The 17239-nt window shown below is 67.6% G+C and carries 21 protein-coding genes, 1 other RNA gene and 1 pseudogene; 11 read left to right on the plus strand and 12 right to left on the minus strand.

Features of this window, described 5'->3' with window-relative positions:
- Window positions 1-42: 42 nt before the first annotated feature.
- Together ACP7AZ_RS01715 and ACP7AZ_RS01720 are read right to left on the minus strand one after the other, a co-directional pair.
- Entirely contained in the window at window positions 43-759 is a 717-nt protein-coding gene (locus ACP7AZ_RS01715) for an SIMPL domain-containing protein (RefSeq protein ID WP_426035477.1), read from the minus strand.
- Window positions 760-801: 42 nt separating this feature from the next.
- Window positions 802-1026: a ribbon-helix-helix domain-containing protein gene (locus tag ACP7AZ_RS01720; RefSeq protein WP_426035479.1), complete on the minus strand. Its 225-nt coding sequence runs from the start codon at window positions 1024-1026 to the stop codon at window positions 802-804.
- Between the two features lie 75 nt (window positions 1027-1101).
- On the opposite strand from ACP7AZ_RS01720, the gene ACP7AZ_RS01725 reads away from it, so the two are divergent.
- On the plus strand, window positions 1102-1863 hold the full coding sequence (locus ACP7AZ_RS01725; RefSeq protein WP_426035481.1) for a Coq4 family protein: 762 nt from the start codon (window positions 1102-1104) through the stop codon (window positions 1861-1863).
- A 102-nt stretch (window positions 1864-1965) separates the two neighbouring features.
- The gene (locus tag ACP7AZ_RS01730; RefSeq protein ID WP_426035483.1) at window positions 1966-2880 is read left to right on the plus strand and encodes a DMT family transporter; all 915 of its coding nucleotides are present in this window, start codon (window positions 1966-1968) and stop codon (window positions 2878-2880) included.
- Here ACP7AZ_RS01730 and ACP7AZ_RS01735 read toward each other — a convergent pair.
- Entirely contained in the window at window positions 2877-3056 is a 180-nt protein-coding gene (locus ACP7AZ_RS01735; protein ID WP_426035485.1) for a hypothetical protein, read from the minus strand. The genes ACP7AZ_RS01730 and ACP7AZ_RS01735 overlap by 4 nt on opposite strands.
- Window positions 3057-3059: 3 nt before the next feature.
- Entirely contained in the window at window positions 3060-3236 is a 177-nt protein-coding gene (locus tag ACP7AZ_RS01740; protein WP_426035487.1) for a DUF4169 family protein, read from the minus strand.
- Window positions 3237-3302: 66 nt separating this feature from the next.
- On the opposite strand from ACP7AZ_RS01740, the gene ACP7AZ_RS01745 reads away from it, so the two are divergent.
- On the plus strand, window positions 3303-3545 hold the full coding sequence (locus ACP7AZ_RS01745) for a DUF2171 domain-containing protein (protein WP_425987210.1): 243 nt from the start codon (window positions 3303-3305) through the stop codon (window positions 3543-3545).
- A 108-nt stretch (window positions 3546-3653) separates the two neighbouring features.
- Window positions 3654-4046, plus strand: a complete 393-nt coding sequence (locus ACP7AZ_RS01750; RefSeq protein WP_303695611.1) for a YccF domain-containing protein — start codon at window positions 3654-3656, stop codon at window positions 4044-4046.
- Between the two features lie 7 nt (window positions 4047-4053).
- On the opposite strand, the gene ACP7AZ_RS01755 is transcribed toward ACP7AZ_RS01750, so the two are convergent.
- A complete protein-coding gene (locus ACP7AZ_RS01755) occupies window positions 4054-4785 on the minus strand; it encodes an AAA family ATPase (RefSeq protein ID WP_426035489.1) in 732 nt (243 codons plus the stop codon).
- A gap of 2 nt (window positions 4786-4787) precedes the next feature.
- Window positions 4788-6179, minus strand: a complete 1392-nt coding sequence (gene fumC / locus ACP7AZ_RS01760; RefSeq protein WP_426035491.1) for a class II fumarate hydratase — start codon at window positions 6177-6179, stop codon at window positions 4788-4790.
- A 97-nt stretch (window positions 6180-6276) separates the two neighbouring features.
- Here fumC and ACP7AZ_RS01765 point away from each other — a divergent pair, with 97 nt between their 5' ends.
- Window positions 6277-6891: a peptidylprolyl isomerase gene (locus ACP7AZ_RS01765; RefSeq protein WP_426035493.1), complete on the plus strand. Its 615-nt coding sequence runs from the start codon at window positions 6277-6279 to the stop codon at window positions 6889-6891.
- Between the two features lie 62 nt (window positions 6892-6953).
- A complete protein-coding gene (locus tag ACP7AZ_RS01770; protein ID WP_426036060.1) occupies window positions 6954-7247 on the plus strand; it encodes a RusA family crossover junction endodeoxyribonuclease in 294 nt (97 codons plus the stop codon).
- Here ACP7AZ_RS01770 and ACP7AZ_RS01775 read toward each other — a convergent pair.
- The 4 genes and pseudogenes from ACP7AZ_RS01775 to ssrA form a co-directional block, all read right to left on the minus strand.
- Window positions 7244-7643 (minus strand): annotated as a pseudogene (locus ACP7AZ_RS01775) (GFA family protein). The gene ACP7AZ_RS01770 and the pseudogene ACP7AZ_RS01775 sit on opposite strands and share 4 nt — an antisense overlap.
- Window positions 7644-7704: 61 nt before the next feature.
- Window positions 7705-8460: a C13 family peptidase gene (locus ACP7AZ_RS01780; protein WP_426035495.1), complete on the minus strand. Its 756-nt coding sequence runs from the start codon at window positions 8458-8460 to the stop codon at window positions 7705-7707.
- Window positions 8461-8646: 186 nt separating this feature from the next.
- Window positions 8647-9132 (minus strand): SspB family protein, encoded by a 486-nt coding sequence (locus ACP7AZ_RS01785; protein ID WP_426035497.1) that lies wholly within the window; start codon window positions 9130-9132, stop codon window positions 8647-8649.
- Window positions 9133-9270: 138 nt separating this feature from the next.
- Window positions 9271-9638, minus strand: a transfer-messenger RNA (tmRNA) gene (ssrA, locus tag ACP7AZ_RS01790).
- Between the two features lie 174 nt (window positions 9639-9812).
- Between ssrA and ACP7AZ_RS01795 the strand changes: the two genes are divergently transcribed.
- Window positions 9813-11507, plus strand: coding sequence for a bifunctional protein-serine/threonine kinase/phosphatase (locus tag ACP7AZ_RS01795; protein ID WP_426035499.1), 1695 nt, complete (start codon window positions 9813-9815; stop codon window positions 11505-11507).
- 46 nt (window positions 11508-11553) lie between these two features.
- Here ACP7AZ_RS01795 and ACP7AZ_RS01800 read toward each other — a convergent pair whose 3' ends face one another.
- Complete coding sequence (locus ACP7AZ_RS01800; RefSeq protein WP_426035501.1) at window positions 11554-11775, minus strand: hypothetical protein; 222 nt, start codon at window positions 11773-11775, stop codon at window positions 11554-11556.
- Window positions 11776-11985: 210 nt separating this feature from the next.
- Here ACP7AZ_RS01800 and ACP7AZ_RS01805 point away from each other — a divergent pair, with 210 nt between their 5' ends.
- Window positions 11986-12390 carry a BlaI/MecI/CopY family transcriptional regulator gene (locus ACP7AZ_RS01805; protein WP_426035503.1) on the plus strand — a complete coding sequence of 135 codons (405 nt, stop codon included), beginning with the start codon at window positions 11986-11988 and terminating at the stop codon, window positions 12388-12390.
- Complete coding sequence (locus ACP7AZ_RS01810; RefSeq protein ID WP_426035505.1) at window positions 12377-13849, plus strand: TonB family protein; 1473 nt, start codon at window positions 12377-12379, stop codon at window positions 13847-13849. The genes ACP7AZ_RS01805 and ACP7AZ_RS01810 overlap by 14 nt, the downstream gene beginning before the upstream one ends.
- Before the next feature lie 28 nt (window positions 13850-13877).
- On the opposite strand, the gene miaA is transcribed toward ACP7AZ_RS01810, so the two are convergent.
- Window positions 13878-14747 carry a tRNA (adenosine(37)-N6)-dimethylallyltransferase MiaA gene (miaA, locus tag ACP7AZ_RS01815; protein ID WP_426035507.1) on the minus strand — a complete coding sequence of 290 codons (870 nt, stop codon included), beginning with the start codon at window positions 14745-14747 and terminating at the stop codon, window positions 13878-13880.
- 70 nt (window positions 14748-14817) lie between these two features.
- Between miaA and ACP7AZ_RS01820 the strand changes: the two genes are divergently transcribed.
- Both ACP7AZ_RS01820 and ACP7AZ_RS01825 read left to right on the plus strand, forming a co-directional pair.
- On the plus strand, window positions 14818-15867 hold the full coding sequence (locus ACP7AZ_RS01820) for an Mrp/NBP35 family ATP-binding protein (RefSeq protein WP_426035509.1): 1050 nt from the start codon (window positions 14818-14820) through the stop codon (window positions 15865-15867).
- A gap of 250 nt (window positions 15868-16117) precedes the next feature.
- Window positions 16118-17215: an NADH:flavin oxidoreductase gene (locus tag ACP7AZ_RS01825; protein WP_426035511.1), complete on the plus strand. Its 1098-nt coding sequence runs from the start codon at window positions 16118-16120 to the stop codon at window positions 17213-17215.
- Window positions 17216-17239 lie beyond the last annotated feature (24 nt).

The following is a 17239-nucleotide window of genomic DNA, read 5'->3' on the forward strand; positions in this document are numbered from 1 at the left end:
TCCTCCCTGCCGCGAAGCGGTGGGGAGGAGACGCTGCAACAGCTAGCGCAGCTGGTAGGTGACCGTTGCCACCACGCGGACGCGCTTGTCCAACGAGGTGGATTCGCTGTCGACGTCCTCGCGGGCGAGGATCTCGAACGAACCCTGGGTCGCCTGTTTGATCGGACCCAGCGGCGCCCCCGAATCCTTGGCGAACTGTTCGGCGCCCGAACGGGCCGAGGCGGTGGCCTCGGCGATCATCTCCGGACGCACGTCATTGAGCTTGGTGAAGACATAGGTCGGGGCGGTGAAGTCCAGCAGGACGCCCTGACGGACTAGGTCGTTCAGGGCGCGTTCGGTCTGGGCCACGCGGGCGACGTCCGTCGTGCGGACCGTCACGCTCTGGGCAACGATATAGTGCGGCGTGCCGTCGGACGGGGCATAGCTCTGCGACTGGGTGTCGGTGACTTCCAGGCGGCCGATAGTGATGATGTCGTCGGCGTAGCCCTGTGAGGTCAGGAAGGCCCGGACCTTGGCCAGATCGCCGTCGATCTTGGACTGGACCCCCGGCAGTTCCTCGCCGGCCACGGTGAACCGCAACGACAGGATGGCCAGATCGGCCTCGACATTGCGCTCGGCGACGCCGCGTACGGTGACCTGGCGGTTGCCGGTGTTGGCGTTGACCACGCCCCCGCCGACGGCGATGCCGGCCCCGATCAGGCCTAAGGCGATGAGGCCGCCGATGATGGCCGGTGGAATGAGGCTGCGGTCGATCTGCACGTTGGTTTCCCCTTGTTGAGAAGGGCAGGCTGCGCCTTGAATTCAGCGTTCGCCAATGACCCTTTCTGACGCCGAGAATTCCAGCGCCAGAAGGCGGCAGGCGGAGGCCAGGGGGCGGCGGCCGCGCGTTTCGTCGACCCAGACCAGCAGGCCTGCGTGGCTGAGCCCGCGCGCCAGGGCGATACGGTCCAGCACGGCCCAGAATTCGGGCTCAAGCGCCACGGAAGTGGCGTGGCCGGCGAGGACGACGGAGCGTTTCTTGAGCACAGGATCTCCGGCGGAACGGCTTTGAGCAGACGGTGGGTTGCGATAGGATACCCGACTTCGAGCAGGATGTTTCCGATGACGATGGGCGCCGCCGTCTACCCCGACGAATTCCAGGTGCTCAAGCCGCAACGGATTCGGCCGGTCACCGCGTTTCGCGCCTTCCGCAAGCTGATCCGCGACAAGGAGGACACCGCCCAGGTGTTCGAGATCATGCGGGCCCTGGCCGGCCGGTCAGGCGCCAGGGGCTACGGCCGGATGCTGAAGACGGTCGAGGGTGGGCGTCAGGCCTTCCTGCGCGACGAACTGGCGTTGAAGCTGGACGATCCGATCTGGCTGGCGCGGTTCGCGCCGGGCACGGTCGGGGCGAAATACAAGGCGTTCCGTGAAGCGCGAGGGTTCACTGCAGACGGTCTGGCCGAGACCGCGCGCGAAGTGGCGCCCGAGATCGATGCGCCGCATCCGGTGATCTGGTACTCGCGCCGGCTCCGGGACGTGCACGATATCTGGCATGTTTTGACCGGCTACGGCACCGACGCTCTGGGCGAAGCCTGCGTGGTCAGCTTCTCCTATGCCCAGACTCACAATCTCGGCTTCGGTTTCATCGGCTACGGCGCGGCGCGGGAAATCCAGCGCGAGAAGCGGTCCATCCCGGCGCGGCGGGCCGTCTTGCAGGCCTGGTCGAACGGGCGCCGGGCGCAGTGGCTGCCGGGGCTGGATTACGAGGCCCTGTTCGCCGAGCCGCTGGCGACCGCGCAGGCGCGGCTGGGCATTCGACCGGCGACCGTTTACGCCGCTGTGCCTGCGGCGAATCTGGCGGCGCTGAAGCTTCGCGGCTGACATAAGCGGCGCTTGTCAGCAGTCTTCGGTATCGGTGTTGCACCGTTCCCGTCGGGAGCGCATCCAGCGCAATCCCGTCTCCCCGCGTTTCGTGAGTCTGCCTTGACCCTTTCCGAGCTGCGCCGGCCGTCCGCCGGCGTCCTGGCCATCGCCGGCGTCGCGCTGTGCGCGATCATCTGGGGCACGACCTGGTATGCCATCACCTGGCAACTGGGAACGGTCGATCCGGTGGCGTCCCTGACCTGGCGGTTCGGGCTGGCGGCTCTTGTCCTGTTCGTCGGCTGTGCGGCGACGCGGCGGTCGCTGGCGTTGAACCGGGGCCAGCATCTGGCGGCGCTGGGGCAGGGGGCGTTCGTCTTCGCCGTCAGCTACACCTTCACCTATGCCGCCGAAGGGCATGTAACCTCCGCCATCGTCGCCGTGGTGTTCGCGGCCCTGGCCTTCCTCAATCTGGTGATGTTCCGGGTCTTCGTCGGCCAGAAGGCGTCGCGCATGGCGTGGGTCGGAGCGATCCTGGGTGTCGTCGGGGTCGCCGTGCTGTCCGGCGGCGAGGCCCTGGGGGCCGGGTTCGACGCCCGCGCCCTGACCGGCATCGGCCTGGCCGTGCTGGCTGTGAGCAGTTCGGCCGTCGGCAACTATTTCTCCTGGAAGGGGCAGGAGCTCGGGTCCGCGATCCTGCCGCAGACAGCCTGGGCCATGGGCTATGGCACGGCCATGCTGGCGCTGCACGGCCTGGTCACCGGCGCAGAGTTTACCATTGATCCGTCGCCCGGGTACCTGATCTCGCTGGTCTACCTGGCGGTGCTGGGATCGGTGGTCGCCTTCGTCGTCTATTTCGCCGTTGCTCGAGCGCGCGGCTATGCTTTGGCCAGCTATATCTCGGCCCTGACGCCCCCGATCGCCATGCTGGTGTCAGTCCTGTTCGAGGATGCCCGGTTCGGCTGGACGGCGCTGGTTGGCCTGTTGCTGGTCCTGGCCGGGCAGGCCCTGCTGATTCGGGCGCCGAAGGTCCCCTAGCGGAACCAGCCGCGCTTCTTCGGCTTCGCTTCGACCTTTGCCGCCGTCTTTGCCTCGCGTTCGGCCTCTTCCAGCTTGCGACGTTCGCGCATGGCCCTGGCCTGGCGGATGGCGATCAGGGCGATCAGCCCATGACGGGTCCGGGATGAGGCGCCGGGTGTACAGGTCGCGCCCATGAGTCAGTCCTCGCGCTTCGTCTGATCGAGAAGCCGCGACAGCCGCTCCCGTTCCGCCTTCGCCATTTCGCGCTGGGCCTTCGTCAGGCCGTGGGCGACACGATTGGCGGCGGCGTCGGATTTCGCCACGGCCTTGTCGCGCGCCTTTCTGGCCCGGTTCAGATTGACGATCTCGGCCATCGGTTCCTCGCAACCGGCTGAAGCAAGCGGCGTTTCAGGGTCTCACCATTCGACAGGAGACACCCGATGGTAGACCTCACGCTCATCAAGGAACACCTCGAAGTCGTCGGCTCCGACGGCGGCCATGTGGGCCGCGTCGATCACGTCCTCGGCGACCAGATCGAACTGGCCAAGCTCGATCTCGCCGGCGGCTTCAAACATCACATGATCCCGACCAGCTGGGTCGACCATGTCGATGACGACAAGGTCCGCCTGACCCTGACCAAGGATCAGGCCAAGGCGCAGTGGACCGAAAAGCAATCCCACTAGATCTCGCCACACGACTAACCGCGAATTCACGAGGGCCCCGCTGATATTGGCGGGGCCTTTCGCCTATCTAGGGTCCGTCGGCGACTCCGCCGGTAGGAGAGAGGCGCCGTGATCCGACTGATCCTGAATATCCTGTGGTTCATCCTCGGCGGCTGGATCTCCGGCCTGCTGTGGCTGATCGGGGGCGCGGTGCTGGCCCTGACCGTCGTCGGCCTGCCGTGGAGCTTCGCGGCCTGGCGGATCGCCAGCTATTCCTTCTGGCCGTTCGGACGCGAAGTTGTCTGGGGAGGCGAGGCGGACGGCAAGGACATCGGCTGTTTCGGCGTCGGCCTGAACATCATCTGGTTCCTCTTCGCCGGCTGGTACATCGCCCTGTCGCACCTGTTGATCGCCTTCGCCGAGGCCATCACCCTCATCGGCATCCCCTTCGCCCTGAAGGACCTCGAACTGGCCAAGCTCGCCCTGGCCCCGGTCGGCGCGACGATCCGGGACAAGCCCTGACTGCCGGTCAGTCGTCTTTCAGCAGCACGTCCAGCATCCTCTCGCGCCGCGTCAGGAAGTTCTTCGTGACCTTATAGTGGTCGGTGTCCTCGTACTCGATCCGGTCGAGCCCATGCTCCGAGGCCTGGTAGATCCAGGCGTGCGGATAGCCGAGCAGGATCGGCGAATGGGTGGCGATGATCAGCTGCGACCGGGCCAGCACCAGTTCGTGCATCCGCGCCAGGAACGACAGCTGCCGGCTCGGCGACAAGGCGGCTTCGGGTTCGTCGAGGATATAGAGGCCGTCGCCGATGAAGCGATTGTCGAACAGGGCGAAGAAGCTCTCGCCATGAGACTGTTCGTGAAGGGATTTCTGCCCGAAGCGATTGGCGCCGGCGGCCTCGAGATAGCTGGCGACCGTGAAGAAGCTCTCGGCGCGAAGGAAGAAGCCGTCCTGAAGCCGCAGCGGTGATTTGATCGGCCGCACGAACCGGTGCAGGGGCGAATGCGATTGCCGAGTCCCGAACCGGTGCTCGCGCCCGCCGCCCTCGGCATTGAAACCCCAGGCCACGGCCAGGGCCTCGATCAGGGTCGACTTGCCGGAACCGTTCTCACCCACAAGGAAGGTGACGTTCGGATGAAATTCCAGCGTGTGCAGGGACCGCACGGCCGGCAGGTTGAACGGATAGACGCCCTCATCCCACCCCTCGCGCCGCTCGAACCACGCCTCGATCCAGTAGGGTTGGGTAAGGGCGGTCATCCTCAACCCGGCGAGATCATCTTCTCGGGGCGCACGGCCTCGTCGAACTCGGCGTCGGTCAGATAGCCGCCACCGACGGTTTCCTGACGCAGGGTGGTCCCGTTCTTGTGGGCGGTCTTGGCGATCTTGGCGCAGGTGTCGTAGCCGAGCCTGCCGTTCAGGGCCGTGACCAGCATCAGCGAATTATTCAGGCCGCGCGCGATGTTGTCTTCGCGCGCCTCGATGCCGACAACGCAGTTGTCGGTGAAGCTGATGGCCGCGTCGGCGACCAGGCGGACCGACTGCAGGAAGTTGTAGGCCATCACCGGGTTGTAGACGTTCAGCTCGAAATGGCCCTGCGAGCCGGCGAAGGTGATGGCGGCGTTGTTGCCGAACACCTGGACGCAGACCTGGGTCAGGGCCTCGCACTGGGTCGGATTGACCTTGCCCGGCATGATCGAGGAGCCCGGCTCGTTCTCCGGCAGGGCCAGTTCGCCGAGGCCCGAACGCGGGCCGGAGCCCAGGAAGCGGATGTCATTGGCGATCTTGAACAGCGACGCGGCGACCGTGTTGATCGCGCCGTGGCTGAAGACCATGGCGTCGTGGGCGGCCAGGGCCTCAAACTTGTTCGGCGCCGTGGTGAAGGGCAGGCCGGTGATGCCGGCGATCTGTTCGGCGACCTTCTCGGCGAAACCGACGGGGGCGTTCAGGCCTGTGCCGACGGCCGTGCCGCCCTGGGCCAGTTCCATCAGTTTCGGCAGGGTTAGTTCGATCCGCTCGATGCCGTTCTCGACCTGCTGCGCATAGCCGCCGAACTCTTGGCCCAGCGTCAGGGGCGTGGCGTCCTGGGTGTGGGTGCGGCCGATCTTGATGATGTGGGCCCAGGCCTCCGACTTGGCCTTCAAGGCGGCGTGCAGCGTCTTGAGCGCGGGCAGCAGGTCGTTGACCACCTGTTCGGCGCAGGCGACGTGCATGGCCGTGGGGTAGGTGTCGTTGGACGACTGGCTCATGTTGACGTGGTCGTTGGGGTGGACCGGCTTTTTCGACCCCATCTCGCCGCCCAGCATCTCGATCGCGCGGTTCGAGATCACCTCGTTGGCGTTCATGTTGGACTGGGTGCCCGAACCCGTCTGCCAGACCACCAGCGGGAAGTGGTCGTTGAGCCTGCCCTCGATCACTTCGTTGGCGGCGGAGATGATGGCGTCGGCGATGGTCGGGTCCAGCTTGCCCAGGGCCATATTCGTCTCGGCGGCGGCGCGCTTGACGATGCCGAGGGCACGCACGACCGGCAGGGGCTGTTTCTCCCAGCCAATCTTGAAGTTGCCGAGGCTGCGCTGCGCCTGGGCGCCCCAATACTTCGAGTTATCGACTTCGATGGGGCCGAAGGTGTCGGTTTCGGTGCGGTAGGCGGTCATCGGCTTCGGCTCTTCAGGGCGTGGCGGGAGGATGCGCGGCGGTGTAGCACGGAGGAATGACCGGACAAGCGCACGGGCGTCGGAGACTGGGATACGCGTGATCAGAAGAACCCTGACGATACTGGCGACGACGGTGCTGGCCATGACCAGCGGCCCCGCTCTCGCGCAGGACAATCAGCCCCTCGTCACACTGCATACGACGCAGGGCGACATCATCGTTCGTCTCGACGCCGGGCAGGCGCCGATCACCACCTGCAACTTCCTGCGCTACGTCCAGGCCGGCCGCTATGCCGGGGGAACATTCTTCCGCACCGTCGTGGCGGAGACCAACGACAGTCCTGCCCCCATCGATGTGATCCAGGCCGCGACCACGGCCGGAAGCGACGATCCCGGACTGGGTCCCATCACGCTGGAGAGGACGATCGACACCGGCCTGAGGCATTCCGCCGGTGCAATCTCGATGGCGCGGGACGGCCCGGACACGGCGACGTCCAGCTTCTTCATCGTCACGAGCGATACGCCCGCACTCGATTTCGGCGGTGGACGCAATCCGGACGGCCAGGGGTTCGCGGCGTTCGGCCTGGTCATCTCCGGCATGGAGATCATCCAGGCGATTCATTCGGCGCCGGCCGAGGACGAGCAACTCATCAGCCCGGTGGTCATCGGGGCGGCTACCCTGTCGACCGGGCTGCCGGCAGTCTGCCGCGCGTGAACGACGACTGGATCATCTCCGGCAAGGTCCGCGCGCGCGAGGAGGGGGACGCCGTCGTCATCATGATCGACGGCCTGACCACCCAGGCCAAATACTACAAGCCGCTGGTCTACGAGTTCTTCCGCAGGGAATGGCGCGGATCACGGCCGGCCTACGGCGACTTCGTCGTCGAGATCGTGATGGAGCATGTCGGCGATCCGCCATGGATGGACCTGGACAACCTGGCCAAGGCGCTGCTGGACGCGATCAAGGGCTATCTGTTCCACGACGATGCCCAGGTGGCGCGGCTGCTGGTCGAGCGGCGCGAGGGGGAACGCGAGCGGATCACCATCCGGGCGTTTCCGCGCAAGGCCTAGCCCGGCGGTCCGGGATAGCGTTCGAACGACGGGAGTCTGTGCAGTTCGGCCATCCAGCCTATGCCGTCGGCAGTCTGGATCTGGGCCTGGAGGGGAATGGCGTCGGGGTTATCGAGCGTCGCACTCTGAACGTCGATCTGGTCGGGGAAGATGTCTTCGTTGGTGTAGAACAGGCCGGTCCCGCACCGTCCGCAGAACCCGCGCCGTCCATGTTCGGGAGGCATACCAGACCGGCTCGCCCGTGATCTTCACCTGATCGGACGGCGCCAGGGCCCATGCGACCGCGGGCGCCCCCGCGCATTTACGGCAATCGGTGCAGTGGCACAGGGCGTGATGGATCGCTTCCTCGGCGGTCTCATAGCGAATGGCGCCGCAATGGCAGCCTCCGGTCAGCATCGACAACCTCCTTCCGCGTTCATGTTCTGTTCTATACCCGGAATGATGGCGACGCAATCCGTCAAGGCGACGGCCGGGTGAAGCGCAGCGTCGGAAGAAGCAGTTGCAGGTCGGCCCCGATCGAGACCTGCGGCTCCGAGGCGGGTGAAAGGCCCTCAGCCTCCTCGCGGGTTTTGACGCAGGCGCGGACCCCGTTGGCCAGGGCGATGAAGTCCGTCGCCGTCGGCAGGGTCGAGATCACGCAGGCGTCGAAATACGGGTAGGTCGCATCCTCGCTGCATCCGAACGAGGAGCGGTCACGGCGGGCCGCGGTCATGATCATCCGGTTACGCGCGGCGAGGGAGTCCACGAAGATGCCGGAATAGTAGGCGGAGAGAACCACCACTGTCGGCCGGTCCTGGCACCAGCCGCGCACCAGCGTCACCATGCTGGTCGGGCTCAGGATCCGGTTCGGGCCGAACACAATGCCCTGAGGACCGCCGTGCGAGGTCATGTAGAGCAGGCAGCCTCGCGTGGCTCTCGCCGTCGCCTCGGCGATGCCCCGGACGGCCGCCATGTCGGTGGTCACGGGCGTCACATCGGGACGCAGGCTGTAGTCGACCATGTCGGCGCGCGAGAAGCCTGCGGCGAGGAAGCCCGAGGTCAGGTCGCGGCGGGCGTTGTCGAAGGCCTGGATCGGCTCACCCTGGCTGGTGCGCCAGTCGGCGGCGACGACGGCGGAGGCCCAGCCGTCGAAACGGCTGGCGGGCGCGGTCTGAGCGGCCGTCGTCGTCGCGCAGGCCATGCTGAGCAGCACCGACAAAACCAGTCTGAACATGCGACCCCCGACGCCAATCCACCTCACACCGTGCACCCCGGCGAAGGCCGGGGTCCAGATGGAAAATCTCGCAGTCGGAGTCCGGGTCGAGCTTCAAATCCAGGCGATCGCGTGCACGATCCGGCCCCCGGCCCTTGGTTCATCCTTGAGCCGGCGAAGCCGGACCCGGGGGCCGGGGCGCACGGCTTACTTCTTCCGGAACTGGTCCAGCGAGACGACCTTGGGGCCGTCGTCGCCGGACGGCGTCGGATCGGTGCGGGTCGGGGCGGGCAATTCAGCGACGGGTTCTGGCACCGGCTCGGGCGCCTCGAACTGAAGCAGGAACTGGACGCTGGGGTCGTAGAAGCGGGTCACGGCCGTATAGGGCACGGTCAGGACCTTGGGCATTCCACCGAACTTCAGCATGACCGAAAACAGGTCGTACTCGACGGCGAGGTCCCAGTACTGATGCTGGAGGACGACCGTCATTTCGTCGGGATATTTGGCGATGACGTCAGGCGGGACGGAGACGCCGGGGCCGCGCGTCTTGAAGGTGATGTAGAAATGGTGGGCGCCGGGGATGCCCGAGGGGCTGGCCGCGCGTTCGAGGGCGGAACGGATCACCCCGCGCAGAGCGTCCTGCGCCAGCTTCTCGTACTGCATCTCGTCGACGGGCGGGGTCTCTTCGGCCATGGGTATCCTCGCTGCGGGGCGACAGATAGCGGGACCGTGCCCTGGGCGGAAGATAAGAATGCGAGGAAAGTGCCGGAGGTTCTGTTGGCAGGCCCCCATCCTTCAAGAATCAGAAGGAGGGCCTCTTCAAACAGGGAAAGTGCCGGAGGTTCTGTTGGCAGGCCCTCCGGCGGCCCCGCCTAAGGATCTGAACCCCTAGGACTTAAGATTCGAAATCAACCGAACCGCATTACGCGGCGAGGCGGACTTCTCCAGCGAAGTTATCGTTCGCAGTTAGAAAATGGCCCGATACGGTGGGCCAGGACGGGCAAAAGCAGTCTTCTTTACACGTCCGTCGATGCTAGTCGGCCCCATGCTGTCCCGCCGATAACGCGGAGGAAGAGATGGTGGAGCCGCCGGGAATCGCACCCGGGTCCGGTCCGCTTATTACAAGCGCGTTTATCGCCATATCCGGAGCAAGCCCCGGCAAGGCCAATATAGGGGCCCTGCGGGTGAATGCCAAGTTCCCCGCTCTCCGTTCCGTTCAGCCGGCCCCCGGGTCGGGCTTCGCCGGCCCGAGGATGAACCAAGGCCCGGGATCCAGGAGACGCGTACAGCCGCCGGCCGCGTGTCTAAATCCCAACCACCGTCTGGACCCCGGCCTTCGCCGGGGTGCACGGTGGGGTGGAGGGGGATCGACCATGGACGCGAAGGGCAGGCTGGAGATCGCGGCGGGGTTCGCCACGGCGCTCGGGCCGCGCAAGGACAACCAGGATTTCGGCGCGGTGCACCTCGGCACGCCGTCCGAACAGGCCCTGCATGGCATGCTGGCCATCGTCGCCGACGGAGTCAGCGGGTCGAAGGCGGGGCGCGTCGCGTCGGAACTGGCGGGCAGGACCTTTATCGACGGCTATCTGGACCAAAGCCCGCTGAAGGGCATCGCTGCGGCCGGGGTGGCGGCCCTGTCGGGCTATAACCGCTGGCTCCACGCCAAGGGCCGGTCGGATCCGGAGATGGCCGGAGCGGCGACGACCTTCACCGCCCTGGTCATGCGCGGGCGCGAGGCGACGGTCCTGCATGTGGGCGACAGCCGGGCCTGGCATTTCCGGGACGGCGTCCTGACCCTGCTGACCGAGGACCATGTGCTGGCCCAGCCCGGCCTGAGCCACGTCCTGTACCGCGCCATCGGCATCGAGCCGGACCTGAGGCTCGATGCGCGGGCGGTGGCGCTCAAGGCGCACGACCGGCTGCTGCTAACCACCGACGGCGTGCACGGCGCAGTGTCGGACGAGGATCTGACGCGACTGCTGGCCCGGCGCGCGTCGCCCGAGGCCGACGCCCAGGCCATCGTCGACAAGGCGGGCGAGGAAGAGACCCGCGACAACGCTACCGCCATCGTCATCGACGTCATCCGCATCGGGGCGGTGGATCAGGACGCCATCGGCGCCGAGGCCGCCGGCCTGGCGATCCCGCCGCCGCCCGACGTCGGCGACAATGTCGACCGGTTCCGGCTGGAGCGGCTGTTGTCCGACGGGAAATACACCCGGGTCTTCGCGGCGAAGGACGAGGAGGGCGGCGGCCCCGTGGTCCTGAAATTCCCCAAGCCCGCCTTGCTGTCCGAGAGCGGTGCACGGGGTGCCTTCCTGCGCGAGAGCTTCATCGGCCGGCGCATCGACAGTCCGTTCGTCGGCAAGACCCTGACGCTCGACGCCGGGCGCCAGAGCCGCCTCTGTATCGCCCAGCCCCTCTATGTCGGCCGGACCCTGCACGCCAGGATCGCCGAAGAACCGTTTGATATCCCGGAAGGCGTGAGCATCGCCATCCGTCTGTCGCGCGCGGTTGCGGCCCTGCACCGCCAGGGCATCACCCACCGCGACATCAAGCCGGACAATGTGCTTCTGGAGACGAACGGCGGCCTCAAACTGATCGACCTGGGCGTCGCGCGCCTGCCGCGGATCGAGGAGTTCGCCGAGGCCGAGACACCCGGCACCCCCGGCTACAAGGCGCCGGAGATGTTCGCCGGGAACAAGGGCGACACCCTGACCGACCAGTATGCCCTGGGCGTGACTCTCTATCGCCTCTTCACCGGCGACTATCCGAGCGGCCAGGAAGAGGACTTCAACCGCATACGGTTCGAAAAGCCGACCCGCCCGACCAGCCATCGCCCCGACATGCCCGCCTGGCTGGAGGCCGCGATCCTGCGGACCCTCGCCGTCGAGCCCGGCGACCGCTTCGCCGACGTCGAGGAGTTGATCCACGTCCTCGAAGGCGGCAGCGCCGCCGCCGTGCCGCCCAGCCGCGACCTGTCGCTGATGGAGCGCGAGCCGGTGCGGTTCTGGCAGGGGATCAGCGCCGTGTTGCTGGTGCTGCTGCTGGCGTCGTTGATGGTGGGGTGAGCCATGAGCCGCATCGAACCGGTCACGGAACTCGCAACCGGAGATGCTACGCCTTGGACGGCCCCGGTCTCCATCGTGCCGACGCCATGGTGACGGCCCCGATGACGAGTGCGGAGACCCCTACGGTGATCGCATGGAGCTGAACCTTGTCCGCCGCGAAGGCGTCTAGCCAGAAATAAAGCGGGCCTTTGACGAACGCTGCGCCGAAGACAACGGCCGCTAGTCCGACGAGCACAAGAAAGCCGCCGGTCACCATCCGCAACTTCATAGCGTTCTCCAGATGATCGGTCCGCAATCTATACGGGCAAGACGACACACGGACAAGCCTCTTTGGATGCCCAGCCAGAAGGGTTCAATTCCAGCCTCGCCTGAACCCTCGCCCGATCCAGGATCGCCTCGTGAGCGCAAGGACAATACGGCGACGCTTGACGTGTCTGCGTGACAATTGTAGCGTATACACGACAAGTACGGAGCCGACATGTCGCAGACCGGAACCCCGACCCCGACGGACGCCGAACTGGAGGTCCTGAAAAGCTTCTGGCGCGACGGCGATCTGTCGTCGCGCGAGGTCCATGACCGGATCGCGGCCCAGATGGACTGGACGCCGTCCACGACCCGCACCGTCCTGGAGCGGATGCGGGCCAAGGCCCTGGTCTCGCGGCGCGATGTGCATGGCGTGGCCGTCTATTCCCAGACCCGGCCCAAGGTGGAGGTCCTGACTGGACTGATGCGCCGGTTCTCGGCCCTGCTCGACATGGACGAGGCGTTGCCGGCGGCCGCCTTCACCGGCAGCCAGCTTCTGAACGATGCCGACATTGCCGAACTGGAGGCAATGCTCAACGCGCCGGTCGCCAAGCGGGAGGTCGGCAATGGGAACGGCTGAACTGCTCGCGCTGTCGCTGGGATTGTCGCTGATTCTGGACGGCGCAGCCTATGGACTGGTGCGGCTGTTCGAGGCCGGCGCGCCGGACCCGGTCCTGCGCGATACCGCCTGGGCTCTGGCGCTCTATCTCCCTGCCTTACCGATCGTCCTCGTCGGGGCTGCGCTGTTACTGCCGCCGCCGACCGTTGCGAGCGCCGTCGGGCTCGAAGGTCCGGCAACCGGCCCCGACGTGATCGAGATCATCGTCCCGCAGGGCGCCGCCGTGGCGCCCGTCGGCGAACCGCTGGCTCTCGGCATCCTCGCCCTGGCCGGTTTGCTGTCTCTTATCAGGGTGATCTGGCTGGCCAGGCGCAGCCTGCGCCTGAATCGCCTGATCCGTGCTTCGGGCGAGGCCTCGCCCGCCGTCCGACAGATCGTTGAAGACACGGCCCGGCGTCTCGGCGCGCCGACGCCGGAGGTCCGGGTGCGCGCGGCCGGAGCCGAGGCGCTCATCGCCGGACTGCTCAGGCCCGTTCTCGTCTTGCCGGCCAGCCTTCTCGACGCGACGGATCCGCAATCCCTGCGCGCCGTCTGCGCCCACGAACTGGCGCACCTGAAGCGCGGCGATCATCGCGCATTGTGGATCGAGGAGGCGCTCCTCACGGTTCTGGCCTGCAACCCGCTCCTCCGGATCATTCGCGACTATCGCTCCGCCGCGCGGGAGGAGGCCTGCGACGCTGCGGCCCTCGCTCACGCCGGAGACGATGCCCGCAGGCTCTACGCCCGCTCACTCCTCGACGCGCTTCGCGCCTCGCCCAAGGGCGATGACGCGCCCGCACTCACGTTCACCAGCAGCAGAAGGATACTCGTCATGCGTCGCCTGAAAGCCATCCTGTCCCCGGTCCCGACCTCGGGCGTTCGCCAGCGCCTGGCCGTCCTCGGTCTGGGCGTCGCCGTCGCGGCAGTGGCCGGTACGAGCGCCTATGCCCTCGCGGCCCAGAGGGAGGCCGTAGTCGCCCCGCAACCTGCTCCGGTCATGACCGTGAGCCGTGCGCTTCCCACGCCTCGGTCGGTCGTCTCCGCGACGCGAGCCCTGCCGTCCGTCGCTTCGCGAGCAATCGCCGCGCCCGCGCCGACGTCGGAACCCGCGCCGCTCCCGACGCCAACCCCTGAGGCACAGCGTCAGGCCGAGGTGATCACCAATCCGAGCTGGTCCCGGATGCCGATGCCGTTGACCTACCCGGCGGCGGCTCTTGAACAGGGTTCGACCAGTGGCAACGCCGACCTTTCCTGTAATGTGCAAGCCGACGGCCGCGTCTCGGACTGCGCCATCGTCAATGAAACGCCTGTCGGCGCGGGATACGGCGGCGCCGCCGTGGAAGCTGCGGCCGCCGCGCGCCTGTCGCCCCGGAGCGTCGATGGCGTCGCGGTCGGGGGCACGGTTCGCTTCACCGTCCGGTTCATTAGGGCCGCCGAGTAGTGAGACGAGGGCCTGATGGTGCTCGCAGTCAGGCCCTCGCCCAATCCCGGCACTGGTTCCTGAACCAGGTCAGCTGGCGTTTGGCGTAGTTGCGGGTGGCCTGCTGAAGGGCGGCCACCGCATCGGCGCGGGTGGTTTCGCCTGCCAGCCAGGCGGCGATCTCCCGGACCCCCACGGCCTTCATGGCGGGCAGGGCCGTGTCTAGGTCGCGGGCGATCAGGGCGCGGACCTCCTCGACGGCGCCGTCCTGCATCATCGCCAGGACCCGGGCGTCGCAGCCAGCGTAGAGAGTCTCCCGCTCCGGCTCGAGAACCAGCCGGTCGTATCTCCCGGGTTTCAGCAGCGGCGTGGTGCCCGCCTGCCAGTCCGACAGGGACCGACCGGTCGACCGGGCCACGGCGAAGGCGCGGGTCAGACGCTGACGGTCGCCGCTCGCGATGCCCGCTTCGGCCGGCGGATCGAAGGTGATCAGTCGCAGGCGAAAGGCGGCCTCGCCCTCGGTGTCATACAGCGCCATGGCCTCGTCGCGGGCTTCGATCGGCACCTCGGGGATGTCGGCCAGTCCCTTCGTCAGGGCGGTGAAATACAGCCCCGTGCCGCCGACGAGGAGGATCGGGCGACCCTGGCTGGCCAGTTCGTCGATCAGGGGCAGGACCGCGCGGGTCCAGCGTCCGACGGACCAGGCCTCCGCCGCATCGACGGTCCCATAGAGATGGTGCGACGCCTGCCGTTCCTCGTCGCGCGACGGTCGGGCCGTCAGGACGCGCAGGTCGGCATAGAGCTGCTGGCTGTCGGCGTTGACGATGGCGGCGCCGGTCGCCCGGGCGCGCTCCAGGGCGAGGCGCGACTTTCCCGAGGCGGTCGGTCCGGCGATCAATGTAATGGGCGGATGGGACAACGGGTGCTCGCGCGGGACAGGGGATGGCGATAGAACGCGCATCCTTCCCTCGCAACCGGGACAGATCCCCTTGATCGACCGCGCCTCCGTCGAAGCCGTGCTCAACGCCATCCTCGATCCCGACACGGGCCAAGGACTGATCGACGCCGGGGTGCCGAAGGGGCTGACGGTGGCCGAGGATCGCGCCGGCTTCGTGATCGAGGTCCCGGCCAACCGGACCGCCGCCTGGGCCCCGGTGCGAGACGCGGCCGAGGCGGCGCTGAAGGCCATGCCGGGAATGGCGCGGGTGTCGGTGGTGCTGACGTCGGAGACGGCCCCGGTCGGGCGCAAGGCCTCCCTGTCGCCCGCCGCCGTCGACCAGACGCGCGCCAGGGCGCCCGTGCCGACTGATCGCCCGGCCCATGTGCGGCGCGTGCTGGCCGTGGCCAGCGGCAAGGGCGGGGTGGGCAAGTCCACCGTCGCGGTCAACCTCGCGACGGCCCTGGCGCGGCGCGGCCTGAGCGTCGGCATCCTCGACGCCGACGTCTACGGGCCGTCGTTGCCGACCATGCTGGGGCTGTCGGGCCAGCCCGCCTATGAGGACGGGGCGATCGTGCCGCATGTGGCGCACGGGCTGAAGGCCATGTCGGTGGGCCTGCTCACCCAGAGGACCGACGCCATGATCTGGCGCGGGCCGATGGCGTCCCAGGCCATCACCCAGATGCTGACCCAGACGCGCTGGGGCACGGAAGCCGGGCCGCTGGATGTGCTGGTCGTCGACCTGCCGCCGGGCACGGGGGACGTGCAGCTGACCGTGATCCAGAAGACGCCGCTGGACGGCGCGGTGATCGTCTCGACGCCGCAGGAGGTGGCCCTGGCCGACGCGCGGCGGGCCCACACCCTGTTCCAGCGGGTGAATGTTCCGACCCTGGGCCTGATCGAGAACATGAGCGGCGACGTCTTCGGGCGCGGTGGAGCGCAGGCGGAGGCCGGACGGCTGGGCGTCGACTTCCTCGGCGACCTGCCGCTGGATGCCTCGTTGCGAGAGGCAGCGGATGCAGGCGCGCCTCTCACGTCCGGGCGGGTCGCGGATCGGTTCGACGCGATGGCGGAAGCCCTGGTCGCCAAACTGGGGCTGTAGCCCCTCACTTTCGTCATCCTCCGGCGAAGCGCAGCGGAGACCGGGGGACCCAGCGGCGCCGAAGGCGATCTGTCCAGGCCCGATGTCGGACGCAGCAGGGTGCGCGACAGGTTCGCGCTCTCGCGCGCCGCTGGGTCCCCCGGTCGCTTCGCGCCGGAGGATGACGAATGAAAATAGCAAAATCGAGGGTTTTCAAACGCAACGGAAACGGCCACCTTGCCGCTTCCTGCATCCTCCCGCGAGACTTCCGATGAGCGTCGACACCCTGTTCCGGCCCTTCACGATCAAGGGGCTGACGCTGCCGAACCGCATCGTCATGGCGCCGATGACGCGATCCTTCTCTCCGGGCGGCATCCCGACCTCGGATGTCGCGGCCTACTACCGTCGCCGGGCCGAGGGCGAGGTCGGACTGATCATCACCGAGGGCACGGTGGTCGAGCGTCCCGCCGCGCGCAACGACGCCAGTGTGCCGGTCTTCCACGGCGAGGCCCTGCCCGAATGGAAGAAGGTGGTCGACGAGGTCCATGCGGCCGGAGGCCTGATCGCGCCGCAGATCTGGCACGTCGGCGCCGCGCGCGGCCGAACGGCGGACTGGGAGCCGCTGGGCCAGGTCGACAGCCCGTCCGGCCTCGTCGCGCCCGGCAAGCAGAAATACGAGCCGATGACCGAGGAGGATATCGCCGACACCATCGCCGCCTTCGGCCGGTCGGCACGGGCGTCGCGTGAGCTGGGCTTCGACGCCGCCGAGATCCATTCGGCCCACGGCTATCTGATCGACCAGTTCTACTGGTCCGGCCTCAATGCCCGCGGCGACCACTGGGGTGGTCCGTCGATCGCCGAACGCGCCCGGTTCGGGGTCGAGGTCGTGAAGGCTGTGCGTGAAGGCCTGGGGCCGGACATTCCTCTGATCATCCGTCTGTCGCAGTGGAAGCTGCAGGATTACGACGCGAAGATCGCCGCCAATCCTGACGAGATGGCCGAGTGGCTTCTCCCGCTTTCGGATGCGGGCGTGGACGTGTTCCACTGTTCGCAGCGCCGCTTCTGGGAGCCGGAGTTCGAGGGCTCGGACCTCAACTTCGCCGGATGGGCCAAGGTGATCACCAAAAAGCCTACCATCAGCGTAGGCTCGGTCGGTCTGGACGGCGAGTTCATCGCGGCCTTCGGCGGGGCCGGGTCGAAACCGGCGTCGCTGGAGGGGCTGATCGGGCGGATGGAGCGCGAGGAGTTCGACCTGATCGCCGTGGGCCGCGCCCTGCTGGCCGATCCGGACTGGGTGCAGAAGGTCCGCGACGGCCGCCAGGCCGAGCTGACCGATTTCGACCGCAGCCATATGGCTGTGCTGCACTGATGGGGTCCTCCCCCGACGGGGGAG

This window comes from Brevundimonas sp. DC300-4, assembly GCF_049897365.1.
Lineage (GTDB): Bacteria > Pseudomonadota > Alphaproteobacteria > Caulobacterales > Caulobacteraceae > Brevundimonas.

Bases quoted from the DNA above. Each gene is read 5' to 3' on its own strand.
- ACP7AZ_RS01800 (WP_426035501.1), bottom strand. From the start codon at position 11,775: ATGAAGTTGCGGATGGTGACCGGCGGCTTTCTTGTGCTCGTCGGACTA.
- ACP7AZ_RS01725 (WP_426035481.1), top strand. From the start codon at position 1,102: ATGACGATGGGCGCCGCCGTCTACCCCGACGAATTCCAGGTGCTCAAG.
- ACP7AZ_RS01805 (WP_426035503.1), top strand. From the start codon at position 11,986: ATGTCGCAGACCGGAACCCCGACCCCGACGGACGCCGAACTGGAGGTC.
- ACP7AZ_RS01795 (WP_426035499.1), top strand. From the start codon at position 9,813: ATGGACGCGAAGGGCAGGCTGGAGATCGCGGCGGGGTTCGCCACGGCG.
- ACP7AZ_RS01740 (WP_426035487.1), bottom strand. From the start codon at position 3,236: ATGGCCGAGATCGTCAATCTGAACCGGGCCAGAAAGGCGCGCGACAAG.
- ACP7AZ_RS01810 (WP_426035505.1), top strand. From the start codon at position 12,377: ATGGGAACGGCTGAACTGCTCGCGCTGTCGCTGGGATTGTCGCTGATT.
- ACP7AZ_RS01825 (WP_426035511.1), top strand. From the start codon at position 16,118: ATGAGCGTCGACACCCTGTTCCGGCCCTTCACGATCAAGGGGCTGACG.
- ACP7AZ_RS01745 (WP_425987210.1), top strand. From the start codon at position 3,303: ATGGTAGACCTCACGCTCATCAAGGAACACCTCGAAGTCGTCGGCTCC.
- ACP7AZ_RS01785 (WP_426035497.1), bottom strand. From the start codon at position 9,132: ATGGCCGAAGAGACCCCGCCCGTCGACGAGATGCAGTACGAGAAGCTG.
- ACP7AZ_RS01735 (WP_426035485.1), bottom strand. From the start codon at position 3,056: ATGGGCGCGACCTGTACACCCGGCGCCTCATCCCGGACCCGTCATGGG.
- ACP7AZ_RS01755 (WP_426035489.1), bottom strand. From the start codon at position 4,785: ATGACCGCCCTTACCCAACCCTACTGGATCGAGGCGTGGTTCGAGCGG.
- ACP7AZ_RS01770 (WP_426036060.1), top strand. From the start codon at position 6,954: ATGATCGACGGCCTGACCACCCAGGCCAAATACTACAAGCCGCTGGTC.
- ACP7AZ_RS01780 (WP_426035495.1), bottom strand. From the start codon at position 8,460: ATGTTCAGACTGGTTTTGTCGGTGCTGCTCAGCATGGCCTGCGCGACG.
- fumC (WP_426035491.1), bottom strand. From the start codon at position 6,179: ATGACCGCCTACCGCACCGAAACCGACACCTTCGGCCCCATCGAAGTC.